Source organism: Hominiventricola sp. (assembly GCF_057604405.1).
Genome location: NZ_DBLYVB010000010.1, coordinates 44,265 through 67,834 on the forward strand (window position 1 = coordinate 44,265; position 23,570 = coordinate 67,834).

At 43.9% G+C, this 23,570-nt stretch carries 27 protein-coding genes; 25 read left to right on the forward strand and 2 right to left on the reverse strand.

Going from position 1 to position 23,570, the window contains the following annotated elements:
* Positions 1-69 precede the first annotated feature (69 nt).
* The 13 genes from ACZMB2_RS07970 (at position 70) to ACZMB2_RS08030 (ending at position 10,827) form a co-directional block, all read left to right on the forward strand.
* Complete coding sequence (locus ACZMB2_RS07970; RefSeq protein WP_487596313.1) at positions 70-465, forward strand: zinc ribbon domain-containing protein; 396 nt, start codon at positions 70-72, stop codon at positions 463-465.
* A gap of 3 nt (positions 466-468) precedes the next feature.
* On the forward strand, positions 469-1,308 hold the full coding sequence (locus tag ACZMB2_RS07975; protein WP_487596314.1) for a DUF5685 family protein: 840 nt from the start codon (positions 469-471) through the stop codon (positions 1,306-1,308).
* Positions 1,308-1,988 (forward strand): J domain-containing protein, encoded by a 681-nt coding sequence (locus ACZMB2_RS07980; RefSeq protein WP_487596355.1) that lies wholly within the window; start codon positions 1,308-1,310, stop codon positions 1,986-1,988. Before ACZMB2_RS07975 ends, ACZMB2_RS07980 begins: the two co-directional genes overlap by 1 nt.
* A 38-nt stretch (positions 1,989-2,026) precedes the next feature.
* Complete coding sequence (locus tag ACZMB2_RS07985) at positions 2,027-3,187, forward strand: M15 family metallopeptidase (RefSeq protein WP_487596315.1); 1,161 nt, start codon at positions 2,027-2,029, stop codon at positions 3,185-3,187.
* A complete protein-coding gene (locus ACZMB2_RS07990) occupies positions 3,144-3,371 on the forward strand; it encodes a hypothetical protein (protein ID WP_487596316.1) in 228 nt (75 codons plus the stop codon). The genes ACZMB2_RS07985 and ACZMB2_RS07990 overlap by 44 nt, the downstream gene beginning before the upstream one ends.
* Before the next feature lie 63 nt (positions 3,372-3,434).
* Positions 3,435-4,352 (forward strand): homoserine O-acetyltransferase MetA, encoded by a 918-nt coding sequence (gene metA, locus ACZMB2_RS07995; RefSeq protein WP_487596317.1) that lies wholly within the window; start codon positions 3,435-3,437, stop codon positions 4,350-4,352.
* A 246-nt stretch (positions 4,353-4,598) separates the two neighbouring features.
* Positions 4,599-5,438, forward strand: a complete 840-nt coding sequence (locus tag ACZMB2_RS08000) for a DUF6017 domain-containing protein (RefSeq protein WP_487596318.1) — start codon at positions 4,599-4,601, stop codon at positions 5,436-5,438.
* Positions 5,435-7,054 (forward strand): type IV secretory system conjugative DNA transfer family protein, encoded by a 1,620-nt coding sequence (locus tag ACZMB2_RS08005; RefSeq protein ID WP_487596319.1) that lies wholly within the window; start codon positions 5,435-5,437, stop codon positions 7,052-7,054. The genes ACZMB2_RS08000 and ACZMB2_RS08005 overlap by 4 nt, the downstream gene beginning before the upstream one ends.
* Positions 7,055-7,056: 2 nt before the next feature.
* Positions 7,057-7,971, forward strand: a complete 915-nt coding sequence (locus tag ACZMB2_RS08010; RefSeq protein ID WP_487596320.1) for a DUF5688 family protein — start codon at positions 7,057-7,059, stop codon at positions 7,969-7,971.
* Positions 7,972-7,982: 11 nt separating this feature from the next.
* On the forward strand, positions 7,983-8,138 hold the full coding sequence (locus ACZMB2_RS08015; RefSeq protein WP_487596321.1) for a hypothetical protein: 156 nt from the start codon (positions 7,983-7,985) through the stop codon (positions 8,136-8,138).
* A gap of 163 nt (positions 8,139-8,301) precedes the next feature.
* Complete coding sequence (locus ACZMB2_RS08020) at positions 8,302-8,550, forward strand: DUF3847 domain-containing protein (RefSeq protein ID WP_487596322.1); 249 nt, start codon at positions 8,302-8,304, stop codon at positions 8,548-8,550.
* A 100-nt stretch (positions 8,551-8,650) separates the two neighbouring features.
* Positions 8,651-10,312, forward strand: coding sequence for a MobQ family relaxase (mobQ, locus tag ACZMB2_RS08025; RefSeq protein WP_487596323.1), 1,662 nt, complete (start codon positions 8,651-8,653; stop codon positions 10,310-10,312).
* Complete coding sequence (locus tag ACZMB2_RS08030) at positions 10,312-10,827, forward strand: hypothetical protein (RefSeq protein ID WP_487596324.1); 516 nt, start codon at positions 10,312-10,314, stop codon at positions 10,825-10,827. Before mobQ ends, ACZMB2_RS08030 begins: the two co-directional genes overlap by 1 nt.
* A 53-nt stretch (positions 10,828-10,880) precedes the next feature.
* Here the strand turns inward: ACZMB2_RS08030 and ACZMB2_RS08035 are convergent, their stop codons facing one another.
* Complete coding sequence (locus ACZMB2_RS08035; RefSeq protein ID WP_487596356.1) at positions 10,881-11,054, reverse strand: helix-turn-helix domain-containing protein; 174 nt, start codon at positions 11,052-11,054, stop codon at positions 10,881-10,883.
* Positions 11,055-11,213: 159 nt separating this feature from the next.
* On the opposite strand from ACZMB2_RS08035, the gene ACZMB2_RS08040 reads away from it, so the two are divergent.
* The 12 genes from ACZMB2_RS08040 (at position 11,214) to thiI (ending at position 23,281) form a co-directional block, all read left to right on the forward strand.
* A complete protein-coding gene (locus ACZMB2_RS08040) occupies positions 11,214-12,737 on the forward strand; it encodes an SH3 domain-containing protein (protein WP_487596325.1) in 1,524 nt (507 codons plus the stop codon).
* Positions 12,738-13,362: 625 nt separating this feature from the next.
* Positions 13,363-13,737 carry a hypothetical protein gene (locus tag ACZMB2_RS08045; RefSeq protein ID WP_487596326.1) on the forward strand — a complete coding sequence of 125 codons (375 nt, stop codon included), beginning with the start codon at positions 13,363-13,365 and terminating at the stop codon, positions 13,735-13,737.
* A 759-nt stretch (positions 13,738-14,496) separates the two neighbouring features.
* The gene (locus ACZMB2_RS08050) at positions 14,497-14,700 is read left to right on the forward strand and encodes an excisionase (protein WP_487596327.1); all 204 of its coding nucleotides are present in this window, start codon (positions 14,497-14,499) and stop codon (positions 14,698-14,700) included.
* Between the two features lie 65 nt (positions 14,701-14,765).
* Positions 14,766-16,040 carry a tyrosine-type recombinase/integrase gene (locus ACZMB2_RS08055; RefSeq protein WP_487596328.1) on the forward strand — a complete coding sequence of 425 codons (1,275 nt, stop codon included), beginning with the start codon at positions 14,766-14,768 and terminating at the stop codon, positions 16,038-16,040.
* Between the two features lie 147 nt (positions 16,041-16,187).
* Positions 16,188-17,036 (forward strand): hypothetical protein, encoded by an 849-nt coding sequence (locus tag ACZMB2_RS08060; RefSeq protein WP_487596329.1) that lies wholly within the window; start codon positions 16,188-16,190, stop codon positions 17,034-17,036.
* Positions 17,037-17,049: 13 nt separating this feature from the next.
* Positions 17,050-17,346 carry a hypothetical protein gene (locus ACZMB2_RS08065; RefSeq protein ID WP_487596330.1) on the forward strand — a complete coding sequence of 99 codons (297 nt, stop codon included), beginning with the start codon at positions 17,050-17,052 and terminating at the stop codon, positions 17,344-17,346.
* Between the two features lie 175 nt (positions 17,347-17,521).
* The gene (locus tag ACZMB2_RS08070) at positions 17,522-18,409 is read left to right on the forward strand and encodes a LysR family transcriptional regulator (RefSeq protein WP_487596331.1); all 888 of its coding nucleotides are present in this window, start codon (positions 17,522-17,524) and stop codon (positions 18,407-18,409) included.
* A 7-nt stretch (positions 18,410-18,416) separates the two neighbouring features.
* On the forward strand, positions 18,417-19,169 hold the full coding sequence (locus ACZMB2_RS08075; RefSeq protein ID WP_487596332.1) for an HAD hydrolase-like protein: 753 nt from the start codon (positions 18,417-18,419) through the stop codon (positions 19,167-19,169).
* 29 nt (positions 19,170-19,198) lie between these two features.
* Complete coding sequence (prmA, locus tag ACZMB2_RS08080) at positions 19,199-20,161, forward strand: 50S ribosomal protein L11 methyltransferase (protein ID WP_487596333.1); 963 nt, start codon at positions 19,199-19,201, stop codon at positions 20,159-20,161.
* A gap of 4 nt (positions 20,162-20,165) precedes the next feature.
* Entirely contained in the window at positions 20,166-20,930 is a 765-nt protein-coding gene (locus ACZMB2_RS08085; RefSeq protein ID WP_487596334.1) for a 16S rRNA (uracil(1498)-N(3))-methyltransferase, read from the forward strand.
* A gap of 6 nt (positions 20,931-20,936) precedes the next feature.
* Positions 20,937-22,091: a cysteine desulfurase family protein gene (locus tag ACZMB2_RS08090; protein ID WP_487596335.1), complete on the forward strand. Its 1,155-nt coding sequence runs from the start codon at positions 20,937-20,939 to the stop codon at positions 22,089-22,091.
* Positions 22,092-22,102: 11 nt separating this feature from the next.
* On the forward strand, positions 22,103-23,281 hold the full coding sequence (thiI, locus tag ACZMB2_RS08095; RefSeq protein WP_487596336.1) for a tRNA uracil 4-sulfurtransferase ThiI: 1,179 nt from the start codon (positions 22,103-22,105) through the stop codon (positions 23,279-23,281).
* A 51-nt stretch (positions 23,282-23,332) separates the two neighbouring features.
* Here thiI and ACZMB2_RS08100 read toward each other — a convergent pair whose 3' ends face one another.
* Positions 23,333-23,566 (reverse strand): HPr family phosphocarrier protein, encoded by a 234-nt coding sequence (locus ACZMB2_RS08100; protein WP_487596337.1) that lies wholly within the window; start codon positions 23,564-23,566, stop codon positions 23,333-23,335.
* Positions 23,567-23,570: the final 4 nt, after the last annotated feature.

Below are 23,570 nucleotides of genomic sequence, written 5' to 3' on the forward strand. Positions count from 1 at the left end.
TACAATAGATTCATATGTGTGTTGTAAATAGAAAAGATAACAACATTTACCGTATAGAAGGAGTCTGGAATGAGAGAAAAATTTTATCGTTTTATGCAGGGAAGATATGGCGTGGATGATCTGTATCGTTTCCTTGTCTGTCTGGCATTGCTTGGAATGGTACTGAACTGGCTTTTTAAAAGTCAGTTGCTGAGCTTTGCGGTAACATTGATCCTGATATATGCCGTGTACCGCGTACTGTCCAGAAATCACAGTGCCCGTTACACGGAGAACCAGAAATATCTGAATGCCACGGCAAAATTCCGTTACTGGTTTGATCAGCAGAAAAAGCTTATGGAGGAGCGGAAATATCATCATATCTATACCTGTCCGAAATGCAGACAGAAAATCCGGATTCCCAAAGGGAAAGGAAAGATTATGGTGCGCTGCCCTAAATGTCATCATGAATTTCAGAAGAGGAGCTGACAGATGTTCGGATATATTGTGGTACATAAGCCGGAACTGAAGGTGCGGGAGTATGAGAGCTACCGCGCCAGCTACTGCGGACTCTGCCACAGCCTGAAGAAAAGGTACGGCAGGATCGGTCAGCTGACCTTAAGCTTTGACATGACATTTCTGGCATTGCTTCTGACAGGACTGTATGAGCCGGAAACAATTTCCGGACAGGGGCGGTGTCTGGCACATCCTATGCAGAAGCACTGTTACCGCCAAAATCCATATTTTGATTATGCAGCGGATATGAACATTCTGCTTACTTATTATAAATGCCTGGATGACTGGAATGACGAGAAAAAAGCCAGCGCCAGGCTCTTGTCATTCCTTCTGAAAGGAAAAATGAGGAAGCTTTCGGTGGCGAAACAGGAGAAATCCAGGAAGATCAAGGAACTTTTGGATCAGCTTTCTTCATGCGAGAAGGAAAATATCCAGGATATTGATAAAACTGCTGGATTTTTTGGGGCAATTATGGCAGAATTGTTCGTGTACGCGGAAGATGAGTGGGCGGACAAATTACGCCGGATGGGATTTTTCTTCGGAAAGTTCATCTATCTTATGGACGCGTATGAGGATATTGAGGAAGACCTGAAACAGGGAAGATACAATCCTCTGGCAGATTTATATAAGAAAGACACCTTTGAACAGGAATGCCAGCAGATTCTGAAAATGATGATGGCGGAGACATCCAGGGTATTTGAACAGCTTCCGATTCTGGAAGATGTGGAGATTTTGAGAAATATATTATATGCGGGCGTCTGGAGCCGTTACGGTCAGATCCGTTGCAGTAGAAAGGAAACAGAGAAAGAAGCATGATGACAGATCCATATGAAGTGCTGGGATTGAAAAGAGGCGCTTCGGATGAGGAGATAAAGAAGGCATATCGGACATTGAGCAGAAAATATCATCCGGATGCCAATATTAATAATCCCAATGCCGCACAGGCAGAGGAAAGGTTTAAACAGGTACAGGCAGCCTATGACCAGATTATGAAGGAGAAGGAACAGGGCTATTCTGGATACGGAAGTACCAATGGTTATGGTGGTTATGGTTATGGCGACTATGGAAACTATGGCGGCCGCGGCTATGGAAACAGTTATGGAACCGGACAGACGGATGAGGAGACGAATTATCTGAATGCGGCCATGAATTACATCCGCGCGGGAAAATATAATGAAGCATTAAACGTACTTTCCGGAATTTCCCGGAAATCTGCCCAGTGGTACTATTTGAGTGCCATTGCAAATAATGGCCTTGGAAACAATGTGGTGGCACTGGATCATGCCCAGCGTGCCGTATCCATGGAACCGGGCAGAATGGAGTACCGTGCATTGTTGCAGCAGCTGCAGGGTGGTAATGGCTGGTATGATCAGATGAGCACACCATACGGGGGAATGCAGGTCATGGGAAATGATTTCTGCTGTAAGCTCTGTTTGGCAAATATGTTCTGTAATCTCTGCTGCCTGGGTGGCAGAGGCGGAATGCTTTGCTGTTAGAAAAGAAAGTACGAAGGAATAGATAGGAACGATAGAGAATGAAGAAGGGAAGAGGATATCGAAGCGCTGCGGGGTTATTGATCGCAGCGTTTCTGTTGACTACAAACGGTCAGATCAGTTTTGCAGCAGAAGCGCAGGCAGCAGCAGAGGCGCAGGCAGCAGCAGAGGCGCAGGCAGCAGCGGAAGCGCAGGCGGCAGCAGAAGCGCAGGCAGCGGCAGAAGCCCAAGCGGCGGCGGAAGCGCAGGCGGCAGCAGAGGCGCAGGCAGCAGCAGAAGCCCAGGCGGCAGCAGAAGCCCAGGCAGCAGCAGAAGCCCAGGCGGCAGCAGAGGCCCAGGCAGCAGCAGAGGCCCAGGCGGCAGCAGAGGCCCAGGCGGCAGCAGAAGCCCAGGCAGCAGCAGAGGCCCAGGCAGCGGCGGCAGCCAATGGAACACAGCCAGATGCGACAGTTGATCCGAATACACAGCCAGCCAATGCACAACCGGCCCAGGTTCAGCCGAAAACTTCCAATAAGAAAAAAATCAATGAGCAGGTGAAAAAAGATATTGCCGATTCGCTGGATGCGAATGTGAAAGATGCGATCATCAATGGCTACTTAAGTCTGCTGAACAAAGATTATATTTTAAAGGATGAGCTGGATCTTGACCTGACCAGTATTGGCGGCGGACATCAGCTGGAGAGAAGAGCAGCAAAAGAAATTACCAGAATGGTAAAGGATGCGAAGAAGGATGGTGTGAACATTAATATTACTTCTTCTTACCGTACTTATGCCAAACAGGTGACGTTATTTGAAAATAAAATCAGTCGTCTGGAAGCAGCCGGCAAAGCACATACTGCGGCGGTAAAGGAAGCAGGAACAGTGGTTGCCGTTCCAGGCACCAGTGAACATCAGTTGGGGCTGACTGTGGACTTTGTGACGAATGGTTACAAAAAACTGGATGAAGGTATCCGGAATACGAAAGAATACCAGTGGGTGGCAGAGCATGGCTGGGAATATGGATATGTGATCCGCTATCCGAAAGACAAGTCGGATATTACGGGAATTATTTCTGAACCGTGGCATCTCCGTTATGTGGGGATTCCAGCGGCAAAGCTGATGACAGAGCAGGGAGTCTGCCTGGAAGAATTTTTGGGGGTGGCATACGATGGCCAGAAAGATGGAATTTCGAATGGAGCGGGATGGGCTAATACAGGTCGGTAACACCGTAGCCTTGAAAGAAGATACGGCAAATACGATGGCAGGTGTTATGTTCTATTATACAATTAAAGATGCCATTGCCATGTCCAATAACACGAAGAAGCCATTAAAGAAGCTGGAAGGAACCGTAACGTCCATAGAAGCCAACGAAAGTTACTGGACTGTAACCGTAGAGATCGAAGAATAATCTCGCATGGATGCGGGATGTGTGTTATGATAGAAAGATTAAAAGAGAAGAGGAATTAAGAACATGCCAATCAGAATACAGAATGATTTGCCGGCAAAAGAAATACTGGAGAAGGAAAACATCTTTGTGATGGACGAGAGCAGAGCTCTGACACAGGAAATCCGTCCGTTGAAGGTGGGAATCCTGAACCTGATGCCGCTGAAAGAAGATACAGAGCTTCAGCTTTTAAGGAGCTTTTCCAATACACCGCTGCAGGTGGATGTGACCTTTATTACCGTAAAAACTCATGAATCCAAAAATACGGACAAGAGCCACTTGAACAAATTTTATCAGACTTTTGAAGAGGTGCGGAAAAAGAGATTTGACGGACTTATTATTACCGGAGCACCGGTAGAACAGATGGAATTTGAAGAGGTAGATTACTGGACGGAGCTTCGCGAGATTTTTGCCTGGTGCGAGTCTCATGTGACGTCTACTTTATATATTTGCTGGGGAGCCCAGGCGGCACTTCATTATTATTATGGGCTGGATAAAGTGCTGCTTCCGCAGAAGCTGTTTGGACTTTATACGCATCGTGTGATGAATCGGAAAGAGCCGTTAGTCAGAGGCTTTGATGATTATTTTGTGGCACCCCATTCCCGCCATACCACGATTCCAAAAGAAGCCATTGAGGCATGCGAAGATCTAAAGATTATGGCAGAATCCGACGAGGCAGGAGTCTTTCTTTGCATGGCCGAGAACGGCAAGAAGATTTTTGTTATGGGACATCCGGAATATGACCGGGTAACCCTGGGAAAAGAATATAAAAGAGATAAGGATAAAGGATTGGATATCCAGGTTCCGAAAAATTATTTTCCCAATGATGATGACATGGAGCGTCCGTCGCTGATGTGGAGGGCGCACGCCAATACACTTTATACAAACTGGTTAAATTATTATGTATATCAGCTGACACCATATATATGGGAAGATGATAAGTAAAAACATTGGAAAATCAAGAAAAACGTTGATATTACAGCATTCTTATGAAACTGTGAAAAACAGGATAAGTTCTTATATTTTGATGCAATTTGATGTATTTTCTCCAGAAAATGGAGATAAAATGGAGATAAACTAAATATCGTGGAGATAAAATAACAATAGGAAAGACCCACACAACGAAAAGACGTTAGCAATAAAGCAGACGTCTTTTTTTGTTGCTCAAAAAAAGAAGGAGGAAGTAAAAAGGTGGCAATTATCAGAATAAAAAAAGAAAAAAATTATACGGTGGTAGATAACGGTTATCTTAATGATTTACGGTTGTCAGCAAGGGAGATTGGTGTAATGAACAAGGTACTGTCGTTGCCTGATGATTGGGTATTTTCGGTCCGTGGGTTGACGAGCTTGTTTAAGGATGGAGAAGACAGTATTCGCAGTGCTCTCCGTGTGCTGGAGACGGCAGGTTATCTGGTACGCAAACGTATTCGCAATGAGCATGGAAAACTGGGGAAAATGGAATATACATTTTATGAGCGGTCAATCTCTCCTGGTAATCCAGAACGGGAAAAACCTGTAATGGAAGAAAAAAATGTGAGTTTGCCAGAATTGGATTATCCAGATGAGGGTCAGAAGTCGCAATTAAGTACTAATAGAGTAATTACTAATAATAGTAATAACTATCCAATCAATCAGGATCGGGCGATGGAGGATAGAACCGTGCAGGAGGAGACGGTCCGCAATCATATTGATTATCCCTCTCTTGCGATCCGTAATCCTCATAATGTTGACCAGATCAATGAGATGGTGGCAATTATAGCAGATGTGATGATGATGCCAGATAATGCGGAGATTACAGTGGGTGGCAACCAATTGCCCGCAGGGACAGTGAAATCCCAGTTATGTAGACTGGGGACCAATCATATAGAGTATGTGTTGGACAGCATGTCGGGATCGGCAGCCCCTATCCGTAATATACACGGTTATCTGTTGACGGCTCTATATCGTGCACCGCTCACACTGCACAATCATTATGCAGCGCAGGTGGCTTGCGATGATATGGCAGCTGCGGGGGGAGATATTACGTCATGATCGCAAGGATCCGCAGGCTGTGTAATGGGATTGCCTACACCGGTATTTGGATCCAGCCTATCATGATGGTGGCATTGTATCGTATCCTGCGCCTGATCTACTGGCGCAGGGGCGTTAGCTGGCGGGCATGGCTGATTGCGTTTGGAGTATCGTTCCTTCCCAGCGTGTATGTATGGTGTGGAAATAAAATCACAAGAAAAAATGGAAAGAAGAAATATGGTCTTATGGACGTGATCTTAAACAAGGCAACTCCATATTATGACACTGGAAAGGTGGAAGCTATGTATCCCGATGTGCCAGAAGAATTGCTGTATCCAGAACCAACCGGTGTTGTGCTGGGCCGGTGGCATCACAAATATGTCTGCCACAGCCTTGATAATGACGGACATGTTCTGGTGATCGGTGGTTCCGGAACCGGAAAAAGTTCCGCATTGGCAATCCCTACATTGCTATGTAATCCGGATATTCCGATTTTAGCACTGGATATTAAGGGTGAGCTTCATCAGAAAACAGTTAAATTAGGTGAGCCACTTGTCCGGGTTATGGATCCGGGAGACCGGAACAGTTATGGATATGATCCGCTCTATGGAATCGACAGGAACAGCTCAAGCCAGGAAATTTTGGAAGCGGTGTTATTGATTGTTCACTCCCTCATTCCACTTCCGGCGAACACCAAAGATCCCTTTTGGATCAATTCAGCCAGAAATTTATTGACTGGTCTACTGATCTATCACATGAAGCAGGGAAAAAATTTTATCGATTGCATGGATGAAATCTTAGGAAAACCAATCAAAAACAGCATTGATGAGGTTGTTCAAAATGTATGCTCCGTAAATGCGGAATACCGGTATCTCATCCAATTTGCAGATATGTCAGAAGTTACTTTAAGTGGCATTTTCGCCGAGTTGGCAAACCACATTACCATTTTTGCAAATGACGCTGATATCCGCTACTGCTTCCGCGAAAACAGGCACAAAGTTTCGCCTGTAGATCTGGAAGGCGGAAACAGCATTTACCTGGCTATTCGTGAGGAAAAGCTAAGTGCCTATTATGATGTATTGCAGTTGATTTTTAATCAGACTTTGGCTTACCTCGAAAAGCGCCCTGAGGATTCTAAAAGAATCTTGATCCTGATTGATGAGCTGCCACGTATTCTTTCATCTGGAAAGCTGGAAAAATTGCTGGATGGCATTAAAACACTGCGGAGCCGAAAAGTAACCTTACTTCTGGTGACGCAATCACTGGAAGCGTTGATGGCAGCATACAGCGAAAATGAAGTGGCAGATCTGGTAAGTAACTGCCAGTACATATCCGTCCTGTCGGCAACATCAACAAAGACACAGAAAGCAATCTGTGACTGGTGCGGAAAATTCCGTGAACGGAAAAACAATTATAACGAAGGTGCTCCCAAAAGAATGTCCATATCTTATGACTACCACAATATTGTGGAGCCATCAGATCTTATGACACTGGCGAAGTCTGGGGAATCTATATTGATAAGCCCTTATGGATATGCCCGGATCGAGAAGACACCTTACTACAAAGATATGAAGCTCAAAAAAATGTATGAAAACATACAAACCTACAATAAAACCATTAAAGAAGTGGAGGACTAAAAATGGAATACGAAAAATTTGTAAATCATTTAAAAAATCAGCTGGAGCTTGACATGTACGATCAGGATATAACAGCAGAAAGAACGATGATTAACAGGCTGAATCAGGATCGGGATGTGCTGGTACTCCGTAGTCCGTACTCTCGCATTGCACCTGTCGTCTATCTGGATGATGCTTACTATTGCCATCGGCGTGGGGATTCTGCGGTAGCAATTTCCAGAGATATTGCAGACAGTATCAGACGCACTACACCGGAAATTCCGGATTTTTCCGCGCCGGAGACCAAAGATCACCTGTATTGCATGGTAATTAATGCAGAAGACAATGCAGAATGGCTGAGTCATTCCCCGCATGAGCAGATGCAGGATATGGCAGTGATTGCTTATTACCGGTTGGATGACCATGCAACCATCCGGGTTACGGACGAGATGTGCCCATATCTGCGTATGACTGGAGAAGAAGTATTGGAACATGCACACAGGAATACCAATGCACAGGAATATCGTTTGGAATCTCTGGAAGATGTGCTGGATCGGATGATGCCGTTAGATGTTATGGACGTTCCTACATTAGAAGAAAAAGCTTACGTCCTGACCAACCAGAAGAAATCATTTGGTGCTGCGCTGATTACCAATCCAGAGGTTTTGGAGTACGCCAGAGAGGTTATTGGAGAGGATTATTATATTGCGCCCAGCAGCATTCATGAAACAATTTTATTCCCGGAAAGCACTTTCGATGATCCAAGGGAATTAGAAGATATCATCAAAATTGTGAACGAAACTACTGTCCGTAGAGAAGAACAGTTATCAGATCATGCCTATTACTATAACAGTCAGGAAAAGAAAGTTGAAATGGCTGTTAAACCGGAACAGGAAAAAAGTGAATTTCAGGAACAGAATAACGAGCGGAACAGATGAAAGGAGAAAAAATGGCAGTTAATAAAGAATTAAAGGATCAGTACCTGGCTTATATGAGATATAGAGAAATGCAGTTCCAGACAGAATATATCTTTTCCACATGCAGCGAATCAGAAAGAGACCAGTCAGAAGATGGGAAAAAGAAATTATTTATCAGGGTCAGATAACTGAGCATAAGGGCTTGTTTTCCTCGTAAGTGCAGAAAATATGGTTGCCGGGATCTGTCAGGGACTTGCCGCTATGCGGTGCGAATGCATCCTTGACGGAGACTGGAAATCATATAGGATGCGTCTGGAGGAAAACATCCGTGAAAGGATCCAATATATGAAAATGAAGAATTTAACACCTGAACAGTTACAGCACCAGCAGAAATTGAAAGAAAACAGAGACAAATTAAAAGAACGTAAAAGCCGTACACATAAACTGATTGTCCGTGGAGCAATTGCAGAAGCAGCCATTCCGGGGGCAATTGATATGACAGACGAAGAATTCCAGAGGGCACTTTTTGACGCTATCGGCAGAAGCGGCGATACAGTGCCATGCTCTCCGCGGGAGTCCCGCGGAAGCGACCCTCGGTAGAGCGCACCACCATGCTTTAGCGTGGTGTATAAGTGCGCCCTTCTGATATACAGACGGGATCCAAAGAACCAAATTACATAAAAGAGAAGAAGGTGGCAGCATGGCAATCTATCATGCATCTGTGAAAATGATTTCCCGAAGTGCCGGAAGATCCTCCGTAGCTGCTGCAGCATACAGAAGTGGAACTTGTCTAGAAAATGAATATGACGGAAGAAAACATGATTTCCGAAAAAAGCAATGGATTGCTTATACCCAAATTATGCTTCCAGAACATGCTCCATCGGAATATCAGGATCGTTCTAATTTGTGGAATGCAGTAGAAAAATCAGAAAAAGCATCCAACGCACAGTTAGCCAGAGAAGTAGAACTGGCACTTCCTAAAGAATTGACTTTGGATCAGCAGATTCAACTGATCCAGGATTATGTACAAAGAAATTTTACTAATCAGGGAATGTGTGCAGATATTGCAATCCACAGTCCGCCAAAGACTAATGACAGGTATCAGCCTATTGACAGTACAGGACATCGGACAAACGATAAAGAAAAAATGATTTTTGAGAATCCACATGCTCATATTATGCTGACTGTCCGTCCCATAGATCAATCCGGAAAGTGGGAAGCAAAATCACAGAAAGTTTATTTGTGTAAAAGGGGTGACACCGAAAAAGGATTTACCGCTGCAGAATATGCCGAAGCAAATAAAAACGGCTGGGAGAAGCAATATCAATTCCAATCTGGAAAAGGAAAAGTCTGGTACACCATGCAGGAAGGGCAGGAAAAGAATCTTGAACGAATTAACAGATCACCAAAAACCGAGCGGTTTGGGAGGAAAAATCCAGTCACTGAGTACTGGAACAGCAAAGACCGGATTCTGGAGTGGCGTAAAGACTGGGAAGTAGCTGTAAACAAAGAGCTTGAACAAATTGGATGCGAAGCGCGGATTGACAGTCGCTCTTTCAAAGATCAGGGCAGAGAACAGGAACTTCCTACAATCCATATGGGGGCTTCCGCAGTTAATATGGAAAAGAGAGCTGTAAGAGAAAAACTGGAAGGAATTTCGCCTGAGAAAATTAAATATTCTGATATTGGCATTTATAACTCTGAGGTCAAAAGTTATAATTCTATGTTCCGGCAGTGGAAAGAAAAGGTTACGGAAACGTGGAAAAATGCAAAGGCAGGCTTCCGGAAACTTGCAGCAGAATTGGAAATCCTGCGCGAACAGTTTCTGAAATCCTCTTACGAACTTGCAGACTACCAGAAGCATCATAGCCACAGAGAATCAGAATATCAGCAACGACAGGAAGAATTTTCTAAAATGGATCGCTTACTGGATAGCATCCATCAGAAAAATGCAGGATCCAAGCAACGGATTTCCGAAGCGGAGCAGCAGCTGAAAGAATGTTCCATCTGGAATTTTAGAGAAAAACATACTCTTCATGCTGTGATAGATGCAGAAAAGGTAGCCATATCTACCAGAAACGAATATGTAAGCCATGAATTGCATCGTCTGGGATATCGGAATCCAGATCAGTACCGGGCATCCAAACATTCTTACAGAACAGAGGAATCTGACCACAGAAAATATATGGGCACTTTGGCAGCACTGCAGGGTGTGCAGGAACATCTGCGTTCGGAAATTCAAGAAAAACTTCAAAACATTTCTTCGGAAGATCAGAAAGAAATTGCCAGAGAAAGTATGAAACTTCGTAATAGTAACGAGGAAAAGCAGCAGAAAAAAGAGAAAGAACAGGAGAGACAATAATGAGAAAGAATACATCTATGTTACAGGTAGTCAGTATTTTGGCAGTGCCTTTTTTGACATTGGTGCTGATTTTAACGGCACATACAAAAGCGTTTCAATATGATGGATTATCAGGGGGAGCGCAGAATTTGGTTAATGAAATGACAAAGATTAATGGATGCAGCCTTTTGCTGGCGATGGGATTATTCATATTGCTTATTCTTCGTGCCAGAACGAGTTTGCACAGAAAAAATAGGGTATCTGAGAATATTGGCGAGATCTACTTTCCGCAGGTGGGACAGGCCTGCAAGACTATTATACAGATTGGGCTGGTGTTAAGTATCTATCTCTTACAGTATCATGCGTATTTGTATCCTTTTCTGAAAAATATAGAAAAAGGGCAGATCGTACCGGCAATGACCTATTATAACATGTCATTGGTATACAAGATTGCTGTATTTGTATGGGTGGAAGTTTCCGTTGAAAAAAATCTGCTGAGAGAAAGATACAGAAAAATCAAGCATGCTCTAAAATAAAAAAAGCGCGCCATCCCACGATGAATAAACCGGGGCTGGCGCGATAAAGTTTCTTACATAGGTGGTTCATGGAAAGATACAACATCATTAGGCTCACATTCAAGAATAGAACACAGCTTTTCAAGTGTGAGCAGAGTTATATTTCTGTTATGTTTCAGAGAATCCAATATGCGATTATCAATTCCGGATTTAAGAAGCCGATATTGAGAAATATTTTTCTTCTTCATAGTTGCCCATAAGGGACTGTAATCTATAATTGAAATCACCACCTTATGGGTTCATTATATTTTGAATGCCGAAAATATAATATTGTGAAGAACATCACAATATTGTATAATCAAAAATAAGATAAAATTTGAATAAGGAAAATTATGGGAGGAATACTCATGAAAAAGAAACAGATTTACGCACTGCTGACCGCAACGGTGCTGATGGCAACGTCCATCACCGGCTGCTCCGGCAAAGCAACTGAGGAAACTGCAGTTGAAGAAACCACCGAGGCCGAGGAGACCGAAACTCCGGAAGAAGAACCGGAAGCAGTCGAAGAGCCAGTCTACGAAACCAGGCAGTACACCGTTGAAGTAGCAGCCCAGAATGAGGATGGCACGTTCAAAGCTTACGATGCTGATGGTAAAGAGTATGTCCTTACTTTTGCAGATGATCTGAGCGATGATGAAAAAGCACTGGTCGTTCCGGAAGCTTGCTTAATTGTGAGCACTGAGGTACAGGTCGGCACGAAACTGGTCGTAAACGGCGAGGAAGTTTCCAACACTGAGGAAAACTCCGAAAATTCCGAAGAATCTGCAGATGCAGAAACCACAACCGAGGAGAAATCCGAGGACGAAGCGGATGCAGAACTCAAAAACGAGGAAAATACTGACGTAGAAGAGAGTGAGAACTCCACCACTGAGGAGAATGCAGAAGTAGCGGAAGAGGAAGCAACGGATGAAACCACAACTGAGGAATCTCCGATTGCCGTAACCGTGACTGCAGTTGAAGCACTGGAAGATGAAGCACAGGCAGCTACTCTTGCCACCGTAACTTTCAAGGCTTTGAACGGTTTTTCTGTTGAAGATCTGGCAGACACCACCATGTATGCAAAACAGACCATTAATGTCAGAAAAGGACCGTCAGCAGATTATGAACAGCTGGGATCTCTTTCTTCTGGACAGGAAGTGACCGTGACTGGTATTGCAGATACAGGCTGGTATCGTATCAATTACAATGATGAGACTGGTTACTGCTCCAACAACTATCTGCAGACTGAAAAGCCGGCCCCGAAAGCTGCTGCTTCGACTTCAAATAGCGGAAGCTCCAATGATGGAAGCGCTGCAGCCAGCGAAACACAGGTTGCTCAGGCAGATACCGGAGCAAGTGCACCGGCCGCTTCATCTGGTGTGGATCAGAGCGCTTTAATGGCACAGTATAAAGAAGCCGTAAGCGCAGGAGACTTTGAAAGAGCGAAACAGATCATGGAACAGTCGGTAGGTGCACCGATTGGTGGCGGATCATCTAGTGGAAGTTCTTCTAGTAGCAGCGCCTCCTCTAGTGGAAGTAGTTCATCTTCAAGTGAGGAAAGAAGTGTTGCAACCTCTGCTGATTTTGTAAATTATATGAACAGTAAACTCGCAGAAGAGGGAGTGGATCAGGCAAGTTGGAGCAGTAGCATGGCGAGCACAGCTACAGAAAGAGCTTCGGAATTGGTAGATGATTTCTCTCACAATGGTTCCAGAAACTGTCAGGCAGAAATTTGTTTGCAGAGTAAAAGTGGAGATGTTGCAAGCTGGTACAATCAGTTTTATAATTCTGCTGCACATAGAGGAATTATGCTTTCTGGATATGGTTCCGCTGCTGCTGCATACTGTAAAGTAAATGGAACATACTATGTAGTTGTTATGTTTGGTTTCTAAAATTACATTGAAAAAATATTGGATGCTTAGAGATTTAATGGATCTTTAAGCATCCTTTTTTGCATAAATGCATCATAGTGCATGATAATGCACTGTGTTGCATTTTGGTGCAATCATTCAGAAATAAAAGTCGAAAAAACCTTGAAAAAATAAGAAAAAACGGTTGCGAATTATATCTTAGTATGATACTATATGTATAGGTCTGATAGACCCATTGGAAGTAGTAGCACGCCACAGGGCAATTAATGGATTGTCGCTGCTGGAGATTAACGCAAATTATTAACGGGAGTAGTGTACCCATTGACAGGGTACAGTGCTCCTTTTTTTGTCCTGCGGACCCGGCAGGACAAAAAATAAAAGACGAATATGTAGAGATTACGGTCCATCATATAGCATCGGCTATCAGCAGCATGATGGATTAATGATGTAGAAGAAGATAATGATAACGCTGATAATAGGCCCACTACTATTGTTGGCGTGTGGATAGCGAGTATTAATGGATCCCGGGGAGAGGCAGGGATAGTAGAATATGCCCCCAAAAATGCAACATAATGTTGCAGCGGACAGCTATGTATTGCTGCTGTGCATAGCTGTCCCTGTGTCCTATTAGCAAAGGATACTAGAAATGAAAAAAACGATATTGGAACGCGTAGGTATGACAATCAAACATGTAAGAGAGACATTTATTGCTGATGACGAAGTCAGGAAGTCGACGCAGGAAGGACTTGGAATGATTGTCGGAAAAGGAAGAAGCACAATTTCTAATTATGAGGCAGGGGAAATTAATATGAAATTGCAGGATATTGCAAATATCTTTAGCGTCTATAGCTATGATATTGTATTGTTTGCACTCCCGAATATCGCGCTGAAAGATGTACCTAAAAATAAAAGATTGGAAAAATATACAGAGTGGGTGACGATTAACAGAATGTTATTAGATATAGATGAAGAGGCAGTTAGAAAAATCTTACAGAGTTTTGGACATGATATTAATATATAACCCATAATTCCGGTGCCATCGGAATTTTCATGATTTATTCCGGTGGATAGACAGGACAGAATAATTTATATCTGATATCATTAATCATGTCACCAGTACAAGACAGACCTACCGGGATATAATACATATCCCGGTAGCGAGGATTGAAAAAATATTATTAATACAATTCACACAATTGTCACTTGCCCATCTGGGCAAGCGCGGATTCCAACAAAATTATAATTACAGTCAAAACTGTAGAAACGCAACAAAAAAGTCTTGTTATGGAGACAACAATCACGGAAAGGCTGCAGATCGAAAAAGGTCTGCAGCCTTTCTTTTTTTGTTTATTTAAAAAGTTCCGGTGTGACCGGAAAATATAGGCAAAGTTCCGGCGAGCGTGCACGACATAGCCACGTCAGGGATGTACAATATAGATAGATTCAAGGACAACACAACAAAAGAAATTGAATCAGACAAGATCTGGGGAAAGCTCCAGTGACCAAAGCGCAGATAGATACGTTACTGTCTTATTGAGCCGAGTGATAGGTACGCGAGGATCCGATAATGGGGAGCGAGAAATACGATATCATAACGCGGAGCAGGCAATCCGCAGGCGATGACGTACAGACAGGGAGATACACCTCCATAGCCACAGTTGGGGCGACTCGCAAGCAATGGGTGGAGCCGGTAATCCGATAGGTATATCCTAGTGGGCTGATGCTAACAGCCGTCAATCTGTGTAGACGATTACACGCTTAACTGATATGGGAGAAAGAAATGGAGAAAAAAGAAAACGTTCCATGTTGGATGAAAGTTAATCTAACAATTCAGGAGGCGGCGGAATACTCTAATATCGGACAGACTACGATAAGGGAGCTGCTGCACCAGAAAAACTGCAATTTCCTTCTAAAAATAGGAAACAAGCAGTTAATCAAGAGAAAAGAGTTTGAAAAATTTTTGGACAAGACCCATTTTTTGTGATGAATATAAACATTACCTATGGTATAATCCTGATGTGGGTCTTTCCGGAGAGGAAAGGTGATATAGTGGGGAAAGATCTGAAAGGAAATGAACTTGGTAAGGGAATTGTTCAGAAAAGAAATGGACAGTATGAGGCCAGATATGTAAATCGCTTTGGTGAGAGAAAGTCCATATCAGGTAGAGATCTGAGAGACGTTAAAAGAAGATATCTTGAGGCAGTTTACGAAAATGAAAAAGAAATCAATATCAAAGAAAAGGTAAAGATGGAAGACTGGTACGTCAAGTGGATGACTATTTATAAGGAAGACTTGATTCGCCAGAATACAAAGCGGATTTATGATGGAATTTATCATAAATATATAGCTCCGACATTTGGAAAATTGTATCTCACAGATATTGCACAATATCAGATCAGAGAATTGCTGAGAAATATTGCAAAGCAGGGTTACGGCTATGAAACACAGAATAAAGTCAGAATATTGCTGCTAGATATTTTCAACAAGGCATTATCTAACGATTTCATCAGAAAGAATCCAGCTAAAGGAATCAGCTTTAAGCGAAATGAGGAAAAAGAACCAAAGGTATTAACCACAGAAGAGCAGACTACTTTCTTTGACTGCTGTAGAGGCACATTTTATGATAACTTTTTCGTAGTTGCGGTAAATACAGGGATGCGAATTGGTGAGATTGCAGCATTGCGCTGGGAGGATATTGACTGGCAGAAAAATGTGATCCATGTGACAAGAACATTGGTCTACCAGAATTATGAGGGTGATGAGAAGAAAGAGTTTCATTTTGAAGACCCGAAAACCAAGACCAGTAAAAGAGATATTCCGATTAACCGGCAGTGTAGCCTTGCACTCAAACGGCAGTTACTGCAGAAACGGGTTGTCGAAGTAAAGGCTCCGAAGAGTAAAAAACCAAGAGAAGAATTTCTGGACTTGTTGTTTACAACAACGTTTAATACGCCTTTAAATTCGCAGCTAATCTGTCAGGCGATTAAACGAGTGGTGGATGAAATTAATCTGACAAGGGATTATCTCGATGAGATGGAACCGTTCTCTGCACATTGTCTGAGACATACGTTTGCAACCCGGGCATTTGAAGCAGGTGTCCTGCAGAAGACAGTGCAGAAATATCTGGGACATGCTACTCTGCAGATGACAATGGATTTATATACCGCAGTAATGCCGAAGCATCTTACGGATGAGATGGATAAGGTGGAGGCAATGATGGATAAGGTGGCGGAAGCAGGTGATGAAATCACCGAAGAGAAGTACAATCGAATGGAAAATAACTCCAAAGTAATCCTGTTCCCTGGAGATTCCATGGTGGTATAACAGAGGCTTGTGGAGATAAGATATAAGAAAATGTTGAATAATCAAGGAATTTTAGATATAAACTTTCCAGATATTAGGGTTTTATTACGTATATCAGCTGACTCCGTACATCTGGGAGGATGATAAGGAGTAAAAGGAGGATCTGCCATGGAGGAAGAAAGACCGGACAGAAAGCGGGGCATGTCGGCCGGTGGAAAAGCAGTGCTGGCCATCTGCATTGTTCTGGCAGTACTTTTTATTTTGTTTTTTGTCCTGTTGATTTTTTCGATTTTCAGAACTACCGCATCTGTAGTCAGGGACAACAGCAGTCTGACACAGGATTATTTTGATTATTACAATGGATATGAAAATGAGAATCCGGACTACGATTCTCATAGTTCCTATGTGCCGAATCCGGAAGATGATTATTATAAAGAACTGGCAGATGCGACGGCGGAAGATCTGAGTTATCAGGTCGAATGGCATCAGGAAAGCCGGTATCCGGATGCTTCCGATGATACGGCTTACTTTTCCATGAATTATCCGGTATTTACCGGGGAACGGCAGGAAGAGCTGGATCGAATCAATAGCCAGGTGAAAAGCATGGCAGAGCAATATGTGAACTACTACGAGTCGGAGAGGGAAGTAGTCAGTGTCATGTCCTATGTGACGCTTATGCAGGAAGACCGCCTGAGTGTCGTATGCCGTTATGAAGTAACTGGGAAAACGAAGATTTACCGGGTAGAAGCGCTGAATTTTGACTGTGCTACCGGAGAGCAGATTACGAATGATCAGCTGATCGAAGTGGATGACAGTTTGCCGGCCAGATTTCGCGCCCAGAATGAAAAACAGAACGGAAACATTGATTTTCTGGATCAGTTATCGGATGAAGAACTGATCGGATATCTGACGGATGATGACAGACGGTTTGCATTTCTGACTCCTGTGGGAACGGAGATCGGATTTAATTATGATGAAGGCTGGATTACCGTTACCATGAAGGAAAATATATTGTAGAGGCGATAGAAAAATGATAGAACGAATTGACCTGTTTCATCTCCCCTTCTATAAAAAAGAAGCTTTTACCGGTTCTGACAGAGGCATACGTTTCTGGATTGGAAAGACGGAGCTTCCGGTTGAAAAGGAAGAGGAAGAAAGTGAAACTGTATTGCGGGTCATTTTGTGGCCGGAGCCCTTTGCACTGCAACATACGGCAGATGAGAAAAAAATGAATAAAGATTTTCCCTTTTCGGAAGAAGGACTGGATCAGATTTACGAGTGGATTCTTGGGGAGGGACGGGATCTGCTGGCAGAGAAAGAAAATTGAACAGAAAAGAAGAAAAATGGAAGGCAGATGCCTTCCATTTTTCATCGCAAACACATTTATACAACAAAAGGATATTTCCGCTGTTGACTTTATGCTCTTATTTTATTATAGTTTTGTAGATAAGTAAAATTCATTATTTTCATTTTTGAAATGAAAATCATTCAAGGAGAGGGCTATGACGTTACTTTCATATCAGGTATTTATGGCAGTAGTAGAACAGGAGAGTTTTCAGAAAGCAGCGCAGGCATTACAGCTGACACCATCGGCAATCAGCCATGCGGTAGCAGGCATGGAAGCAGAGCTTGGATCGCCGCTTTTCATCAGAAGCAAGCAGGGAGTGTACCTGACCAATTACGGAAAAGAATTATTTCCCTATATTAAAAATGTACTGAACAGTGATGAGTATTTACATCAGGCAATTGCACAGTTCAACGGACTTCAGAAGGGTGTGGTAAGGATAGGAACCTTCAGCAGTGCCTGTGTGGAGTGGATGCCGAGTCTTCTGAAAAATTTTGAGCAGGAATATCCGAATGTAAAACTTGATATTTATCAGGGAACCTATAATGATGTCTACCAATGGCTGAAGGACGGAGTGGTGGATCTGGGATTTTTATCAGAGTCCAGTGTGGGAGAACTGGCCTGGGATCCCATTTATAAAGATCGGATTGTCTGCGCGGTGCCCAAAGGATATCAGACAGAGAAGCCAGGCTGTGTGACGATTGAAGAACTGAAACACCAGCGCTTCGTGGTACAGAGGGAAGGCTGTGATGCAGATGTCAATAATTTGATTACAAAATATGAGATTCCGGCGGACGGGGGAAGCAGGATTGTGGACGATATCTCAGCCATTGCACTGGTAATGGGCGGCTATGGCGTTTATATGGTACCAGAACTGGTAACGAGAAATATTCCGTTTCCAGTAGATGTTTATCCGCTGGAAGTAGAGGAGTCCAGAACGATTGTGCTGGCCTATGCAAGATCGGACGTACAGGCTCCAGCAGTCAGCCGCGTAAGAGAATACATTCTGGAACAATTCCGGAATGGAATGAGACAAGGAGAGTAGAAACAATATGCAGTATCGATATTTGTTTTTTGATTTAGATGGTACCCTGTGGGATTCCAGGGAAGGAATTACCAAAGCGGTTCGTTATGCTCTGGAGCAGATGGGGTATGAATCTCCGGCGCTGGAGGATCTTTATAAATTCATCGGACCGCCGCTGACGGAATCTTTTCCGGAGTTTTATGGGATGACCATGGAACAGGCCAGAGAAGGTGTTCAGTATTTCCGGGAATATTTTACGAAGCAGGGAATTTTTGAAAATCGTCTGTTTGATGGCGTGCCGGAGATGCTGAAAACGTTAAAAGAGGCGGGCAGAATTCTTTGTACGGCATCTTCCAAACCAGAGATGCATGTAAGAACTACTTTGGATTATTTTCATATTACGGATTATTTTGATCATATTTGCGGTGCGACGCTGGATGAAAGCAGAAGTGGCAAGAAGGAAGTGCTGGAGGAGTTGATCCGCAGGATTGGTCTGACAGAAGAGCAGCTGCACAAAGAAGTGCTTATGATCGGCGATCGGAAACATGACGTGGAAGGAGCGGCAGTCTTTGACATTCCGTGTCTGGGAACCTCTATGGGGTTTGCCGTGGAGGGAGAGCTGGAGTCAGCAGGAGCGTTGGTAGTTGTCAACAGTCTGCAGGAAATGACCGATTACATTCTTGAATCATTGAATGATGAACGGAAAATACCGGAAGAACCCGGTCGAATATTGAAATTCAAAAATGTTTGTGTTAAGATAATAAGTCGGATTGGCGCTTGAAGTCAGCCGGAAAGAAGGAGGAAGGATCCATGAGATGGAATAAATATACACTGACCACAACCGCAGAGGCGGAAGATATGATCAGCAGCATGATGATGGAAGCAGGAATCGAAGGGATCGAGATTGAAGACAAGGTACCTTTGAGTGAGAGCGATAAGTCTCAGATGTTTGTGGACATTCTTCCGGAGGGTCCGGCAGATGACGGAGTCGCAAGAATCAGTTTTTATCTGGAACCGGATCAGGATAATGCAGCCATTCTGGCAGCTGTGGAAGAAGGTCTGGAAGAGATCAGAAGCTGGGGGGTAGATGTGGGAACCGGAACTATCGAGGCATCCCAGACTGAGGACAAAGACTGGATTAATAACTGGAAACAGTATTTTCATCAGTTCTATGTGGATGATATCCTGATCAAACCTTCATGGGAAGAAGTAAAACCGGAAGACCGTGAGAAACTTCTTATCCAGATTGATCCAGGTACGGCATTTGGAACTGGTATGCATGAAACAACACAGCTTTGCATTCGTCAGATTAAGAAGTATGTAAAACCAGATACCGTACTGCTGGATGTGGGAACCGGAAGTGGGATTCTCTCTATTGCAGCACTGAAGCTGGGAGCAAAATTTGCGTGCGGAACAGATCTGGATCCCTGCGCGATCACAGTCGTGAAAGAGAACATGGAAGTGAACGGCGTGGAAGAGGATAAGTATACAGTAATGCTGGGAAATATCATCGATGATAAAGCAGTACAGGAGGCAGTCGGCTATGAAAAATACGATATGGTCGTAGCCAATATTCTGGCAGAGGTGCTGGTGCCGCTGACTCCGGTTATTCTGGCACAGATGAAGCCTGGTGCCCTCTACATTACCTCCGGCATCATTGATGATAAGGAAGAAACGGTTGTGAAGGCAGTGAAGGCTGCAGGACTGGAAGTACTGGAAGTAAATCATCAGGGCGAATGGGTATCCGTAACTGCCCGTAAGAGACAGGATTAAGAATATGTATCATTTTTTTGTGGAACCGGGTCAGGTGCACGAAGACTATGTGGAGATTCTGGGCGGCGATGTGAATCATATGAAAAATGTACTCCGTATGAAGCCGGGAGAAGAGATCACGGTCAGTGACGGATTCGGTCATGAATATGGCTGTAAAGTAGCACTTCTGGAAGAAGATGCGGTCCGGGCTGAGATTCTGGAGTGCAGGGAAGTATCCGTAGAGCTGCCGTCGGAGCTGGTGCTTTATCAGTGTCTTCCCAAGGGAGATAAAATGGAGCTGATTATCCAGAAAGCAGTAGAACTGGGAGCTGCCCGGGTGGTTCCGGTGGCGTCCAGACGCTGCGTGGTGAAGCTGGACCAGAAGAAGGCAGAGAGTAAGCGAAAACGATGGCAGGCCATTGCAGAGAGTGCGGCCAAACAGTCCGGAAGAGCAGTGATCCCGGAAGTGGGACCGGTGGTATCCTTTAAAGAGGCTTTAAAAGATGCGGAGCGTCTGGATATAAGGCTTATTCCCTATGAATGCGCAGACGAACTTCTGACAGAGGAAGGACAGACGCCGATGGAACAGACTCATAGGCTGCTGATGGACATAAAAAGAGGACAGTCAGTCGGTATTTTTATCGGACCGGAGGGGGGACTGGAAAAAGAAGAAGTGGCGACAGCCATGGAAGCAGGTACCCGTCCTATTACATTGGGAAAAAGAATTTTAAGAACAGAGACAGCAGGACTTTGCATTTTGTCTGTGCTTATGTTTCAGCTGGAGGTATAGAAGAAAATGGAAGCGTATTTGGATAATTCCGCCACCACCCGTTGTTCGGAAGGGGCAGTGGCCATGGTTATGAAGGTCATGCGGGAAGATTTTGGAAACCCTTCCTCCATGCACACCAAGGGCGTGGAAGCGGAACATTATATCAGGGAGGCAAAAGATTTTTTTGCAAAAAACCTGAAAGTAGATGAAAAAGAGATTTATTTTACATCCGGCGGAACAGAGTCCAACAATCTGGCGCTGATCGGAAGTGCCATGGCTAACAAAAGAAGCGGCAATCATCTGATTACTACTTCTGTGGAACATGCATCCGTAGACAATCCCATGAAATATCTGGAGGAGCAGGGTTTTGAAGTGACTTATCTTTCGGTGGATCAGGACGGCATTGTTTCGTTGGAAGCATTAAAAGAAGCACTTCGCCCGGAGACCATTCTGGTTTCCGTTATGTATGTGAATAATGAAGTGGGAGCGGTCCAGCCGGTGGACGAAATCGCGAAGCTGGTAAAGGATTATGATTCCAAAATTATTTTTCATGTAGATGCCATTCAGGCTTATGGAAAATACCGGATCTGGCCAAAAAAAGAAGGCATTGATTTGTTATCTGTCAGTGGACACAAGATTCACGGACCGAAAGGAACGGGAATTCTCTATGTGAACAGTAAATTAAAGATCCATCCCATGATTCTGGGCGGCGGCCAGCAGAAAGGCATGCGTTCCGGTACGGAAAATGTGCCGGGAATTGCAGGACTTGCCGAGGCTGCCAAAGAATGCTATGAAAATCTGGATGAAAAAATAGACCGGTTGTATGCACTGAAGGAGCGGTTTGTAAAACAGATAGAAGAACTGGATGATGTGAAAGTGAATGGACGGACCGGCAGGGATAGTGCTCCCCATATTGTCAGTGTCAGTTTCAGAGATGTGAGAAGTGAAGTGCTTTTACATGCGTTGGAGGAAAAAGGCATTTATGTATCTGCAGGTTCTGCCTGCTCATCCAACAAACCGGCAGTCAGCCATACACTGAAAAGTATGGGTGTTGAAAAAGATCTGCTGGGAAGCACCATTCGGTTCAGTTTTTGTTTTGAAACTACCGAAGAAGAGACAGACTATTGTGTAAGGGAACTGCGGGAGCTGCTTCCCATGCTGCGGCGTTATGTCCGCCGATAAAGGAGAAAAATATGTTTCAGGCATTTTTGATTAAATACGGTGAGATCGGTGTCAAGGGAAAAAACCGGTATGTCTTTGAGGACGCTCTGGTAGATCGTATCAAACAGGTACTGGAGAATGTAGAAGGCAGCTTTGTTGTCACCAAGGAAAAAGGAAGAATCTATGTGGAGGCCCACGGTGCCTTTGATTATGAAGAGACAGTGGAGGCTCTTCAGAGAGTATTTGGAATTGTGGGTATCTGCCCGGTAGTCATTGTTGAAAGAGAAGGATTTGAAGAACTTTCCGAACATGTATTACATTATGTCAGAGAAATGTATGCAGGTCAGAAGAAGACTTTTAAAGTCCATACCAGAAGAGCCCACAAAGGATTTCCGATGGAGTCCATGGCTATCAATGCTGAGCTTGGTGGCCGGATACTGGATGCGTTTCCGGAAATGTCCGTTGACGTACACAAACCGGATGTGACCATTCATATTGAGATCCGTGGAAGAATTTATATTTATTCCGAGATCCTTCCGGGAACCGGCGGTATGCCGCTGGGAACCAATGGTCGTTCCATGCTGCTGTTATCCGGTGGAATTGACAGCCCGGTAGCAGGTTACATGGTGGCAAAGCGTGGTGTTTATATTGATGCGGTTTATTTTCATGCACCGCCATATACCAGTGAACGGGCAAAGCAGAAGGTGGTAGATCTGGCAAAGAAAGTGGCAGCTTACTCAGGACCGATCAAACTGCATGTCATTAATTTTACGGATATTCAGATGTATATTTACGATCAGTGTCCCCATGACGAGCTGACCATTATCATGAGACGCTACATGATGCGGATTGCACAGACGCTGGCAGAAAATACCGGATGCCTGGCCCTGATCACCGGAGAAAGCATCGGACAGGTAGCAAGCCAGACCGTTCCGAGCCTTGCAGCGACCAACGATGTATGTACTTTGCCGGTATTTCGCCCCCTCATTGCTTTTGATAAAGAAGATATTGTGACGATTGCCAAGAAGATTGATACTTATGAGACTTCCATTCTTCCTTACGAAGACTGCTGTACGACATTCGTTGCCAAACATCCGGTAACCAAACCGAGAGTTGACATCATCCGTAAGTCTGAACATGCGCTGGCAGAGAAGATCGACGAGATGGTAGCCCACGCACTGGAAACAGAAGAAATTATTGAAATTCAGTAATAAAAATGCCGCAGGGATGATCATTCCTGCGGCATCATGAAATAACAAAGATTAATCTACGATGTAGGGAGTAAGTGCTTCCAAAATCTCATCGACATTACTTTCTGAATGAATATTCAGCTCGATCGGTTTGGAAAGATCCAGACTGAAGATACCCATGATAGATTTTGCATCAATGACATAACGACCGGATACCAGGTCGAAATCATTGTCGAACTTCGTGATTTCATTTACGAAAGCTTTAACTTTATCAATAGAATTTAATGAAATATGAACTGTTTTCATTGAA

Coding starts and splice junctions, on each gene's coding strand:
- ACZMB2_RS07970 (WP_487596313.1), top strand. CDS start 70: ATGAGAGAAAAATTTTATCGTTTTATGCAGGGAAGATATGGCGTGGAT.
- ACZMB2_RS07975 (WP_487596314.1), top strand. CDS start 469: ATGTTCGGATATATTGTGGTACATAAGCCGGAACTGAAGGTGCGGGAG.
- ACZMB2_RS07980 (WP_487596355.1), top strand. CDS start 1,308: ATGACAGATCCATATGAAGTGCTGGGATTGAAAAGAGGCGCTTCGGAT.
- ACZMB2_RS07985 (WP_487596315.1), top strand. CDS start 2,027: ATGAAGAAGGGAAGAGGATATCGAAGCGCTGCGGGGTTATTGATCGCA.
- ACZMB2_RS07990 (WP_487596316.1), top strand. CDS start 3,144: ATGGAATTTCGAATGGAGCGGGATGGGCTAATACAGGTCGGTAACACC.
- metA (WP_487596317.1), top strand. CDS start 3,435: ATGCCAATCAGAATACAGAATGATTTGCCGGCAAAAGAAATACTGGAG.
- ACZMB2_RS08005 (WP_487596319.1), top strand. CDS start 5,435: ATGATCGCAAGGATCCGCAGGCTGTGTAATGGGATTGCCTACACCGGT.
- ACZMB2_RS08010 (WP_487596320.1), top strand. CDS start 7,057: ATGGAATACGAAAAATTTGTAAATCATTTAAAAAATCAGCTGGAGCTT.
- ACZMB2_RS08015 (WP_487596321.1), top strand. CDS start 7,983: ATGGCAGTTAATAAAGAATTAAAGGATCAGTACCTGGCTTATATGAGA.
- ACZMB2_RS08020 (WP_487596322.1), top strand. CDS start 8,302: ATGAAGAATTTAACACCTGAACAGTTACAGCACCAGCAGAAATTGAAA.
- mobQ (WP_487596323.1), top strand. CDS start 8,651: ATGGCAATCTATCATGCATCTGTGAAAATGATTTCCCGAAGTGCCGGA.
- ACZMB2_RS08030 (WP_487596324.1), top strand. CDS start 10,312: ATGAGAAAGAATACATCTATGTTACAGGTAGTCAGTATTTTGGCAGTG.
- ACZMB2_RS08035 (WP_487596356.1), bottom strand. CDS start 11,054: ATGAAGAAGAAAAATATTTCTCAATATCGGCTTCTTAAATCCGGAATT.
- ACZMB2_RS08040 (WP_487596325.1), top strand. CDS start 11,214: ATGAAAAAGAAACAGATTTACGCACTGCTGACCGCAACGGTGCTGATG.
- ACZMB2_RS08045 (WP_487596326.1), top strand. CDS start 13,363: ATGAAAAAAACGATATTGGAACGCGTAGGTATGACAATCAAACATGTA.
- ACZMB2_RS08050 (WP_487596327.1), top strand. CDS start 14,497: ATGGAGAAAAAAGAAAACGTTCCATGTTGGATGAAAGTTAATCTAACA.
- ACZMB2_RS08060 (WP_487596329.1), top strand. CDS start 16,188: ATGGAGGAAGAAAGACCGGACAGAAAGCGGGGCATGTCGGCCGGTGGA.
- ACZMB2_RS08065 (WP_487596330.1), top strand. CDS start 17,050: ATGATAGAACGAATTGACCTGTTTCATCTCCCCTTCTATAAAAAAGAA.
- ACZMB2_RS08070 (WP_487596331.1), top strand. CDS start 17,522: ATGACGTTACTTTCATATCAGGTATTTATGGCAGTAGTAGAACAGGAG.
- ACZMB2_RS08075 (WP_487596332.1), top strand. CDS start 18,417: ATGCAGTATCGATATTTGTTTTTTGATTTAGATGGTACCCTGTGGGAT.
- prmA (WP_487596333.1), top strand. CDS start 19,199: ATGAGATGGAATAAATATACACTGACCACAACCGCAGAGGCGGAAGAT.
- ACZMB2_RS08085 (WP_487596334.1), top strand. CDS start 20,166: ATGTATCATTTTTTTGTGGAACCGGGTCAGGTGCACGAAGACTATGTG.
- ACZMB2_RS08090 (WP_487596335.1), top strand. CDS start 20,937: ATGGAAGCGTATTTGGATAATTCCGCCACCACCCGTTGTTCGGAAGGG.
- thiI (WP_487596336.1), top strand. CDS start 22,103: ATGTTTCAGGCATTTTTGATTAAATACGGTGAGATCGGTGTCAAGGGA.
- ACZMB2_RS08100 (WP_487596337.1), bottom strand. CDS start 23,566: ATGAAAACAGTTCATATTTCATTAAATTCTATTGATAAAGTTAAAGCT.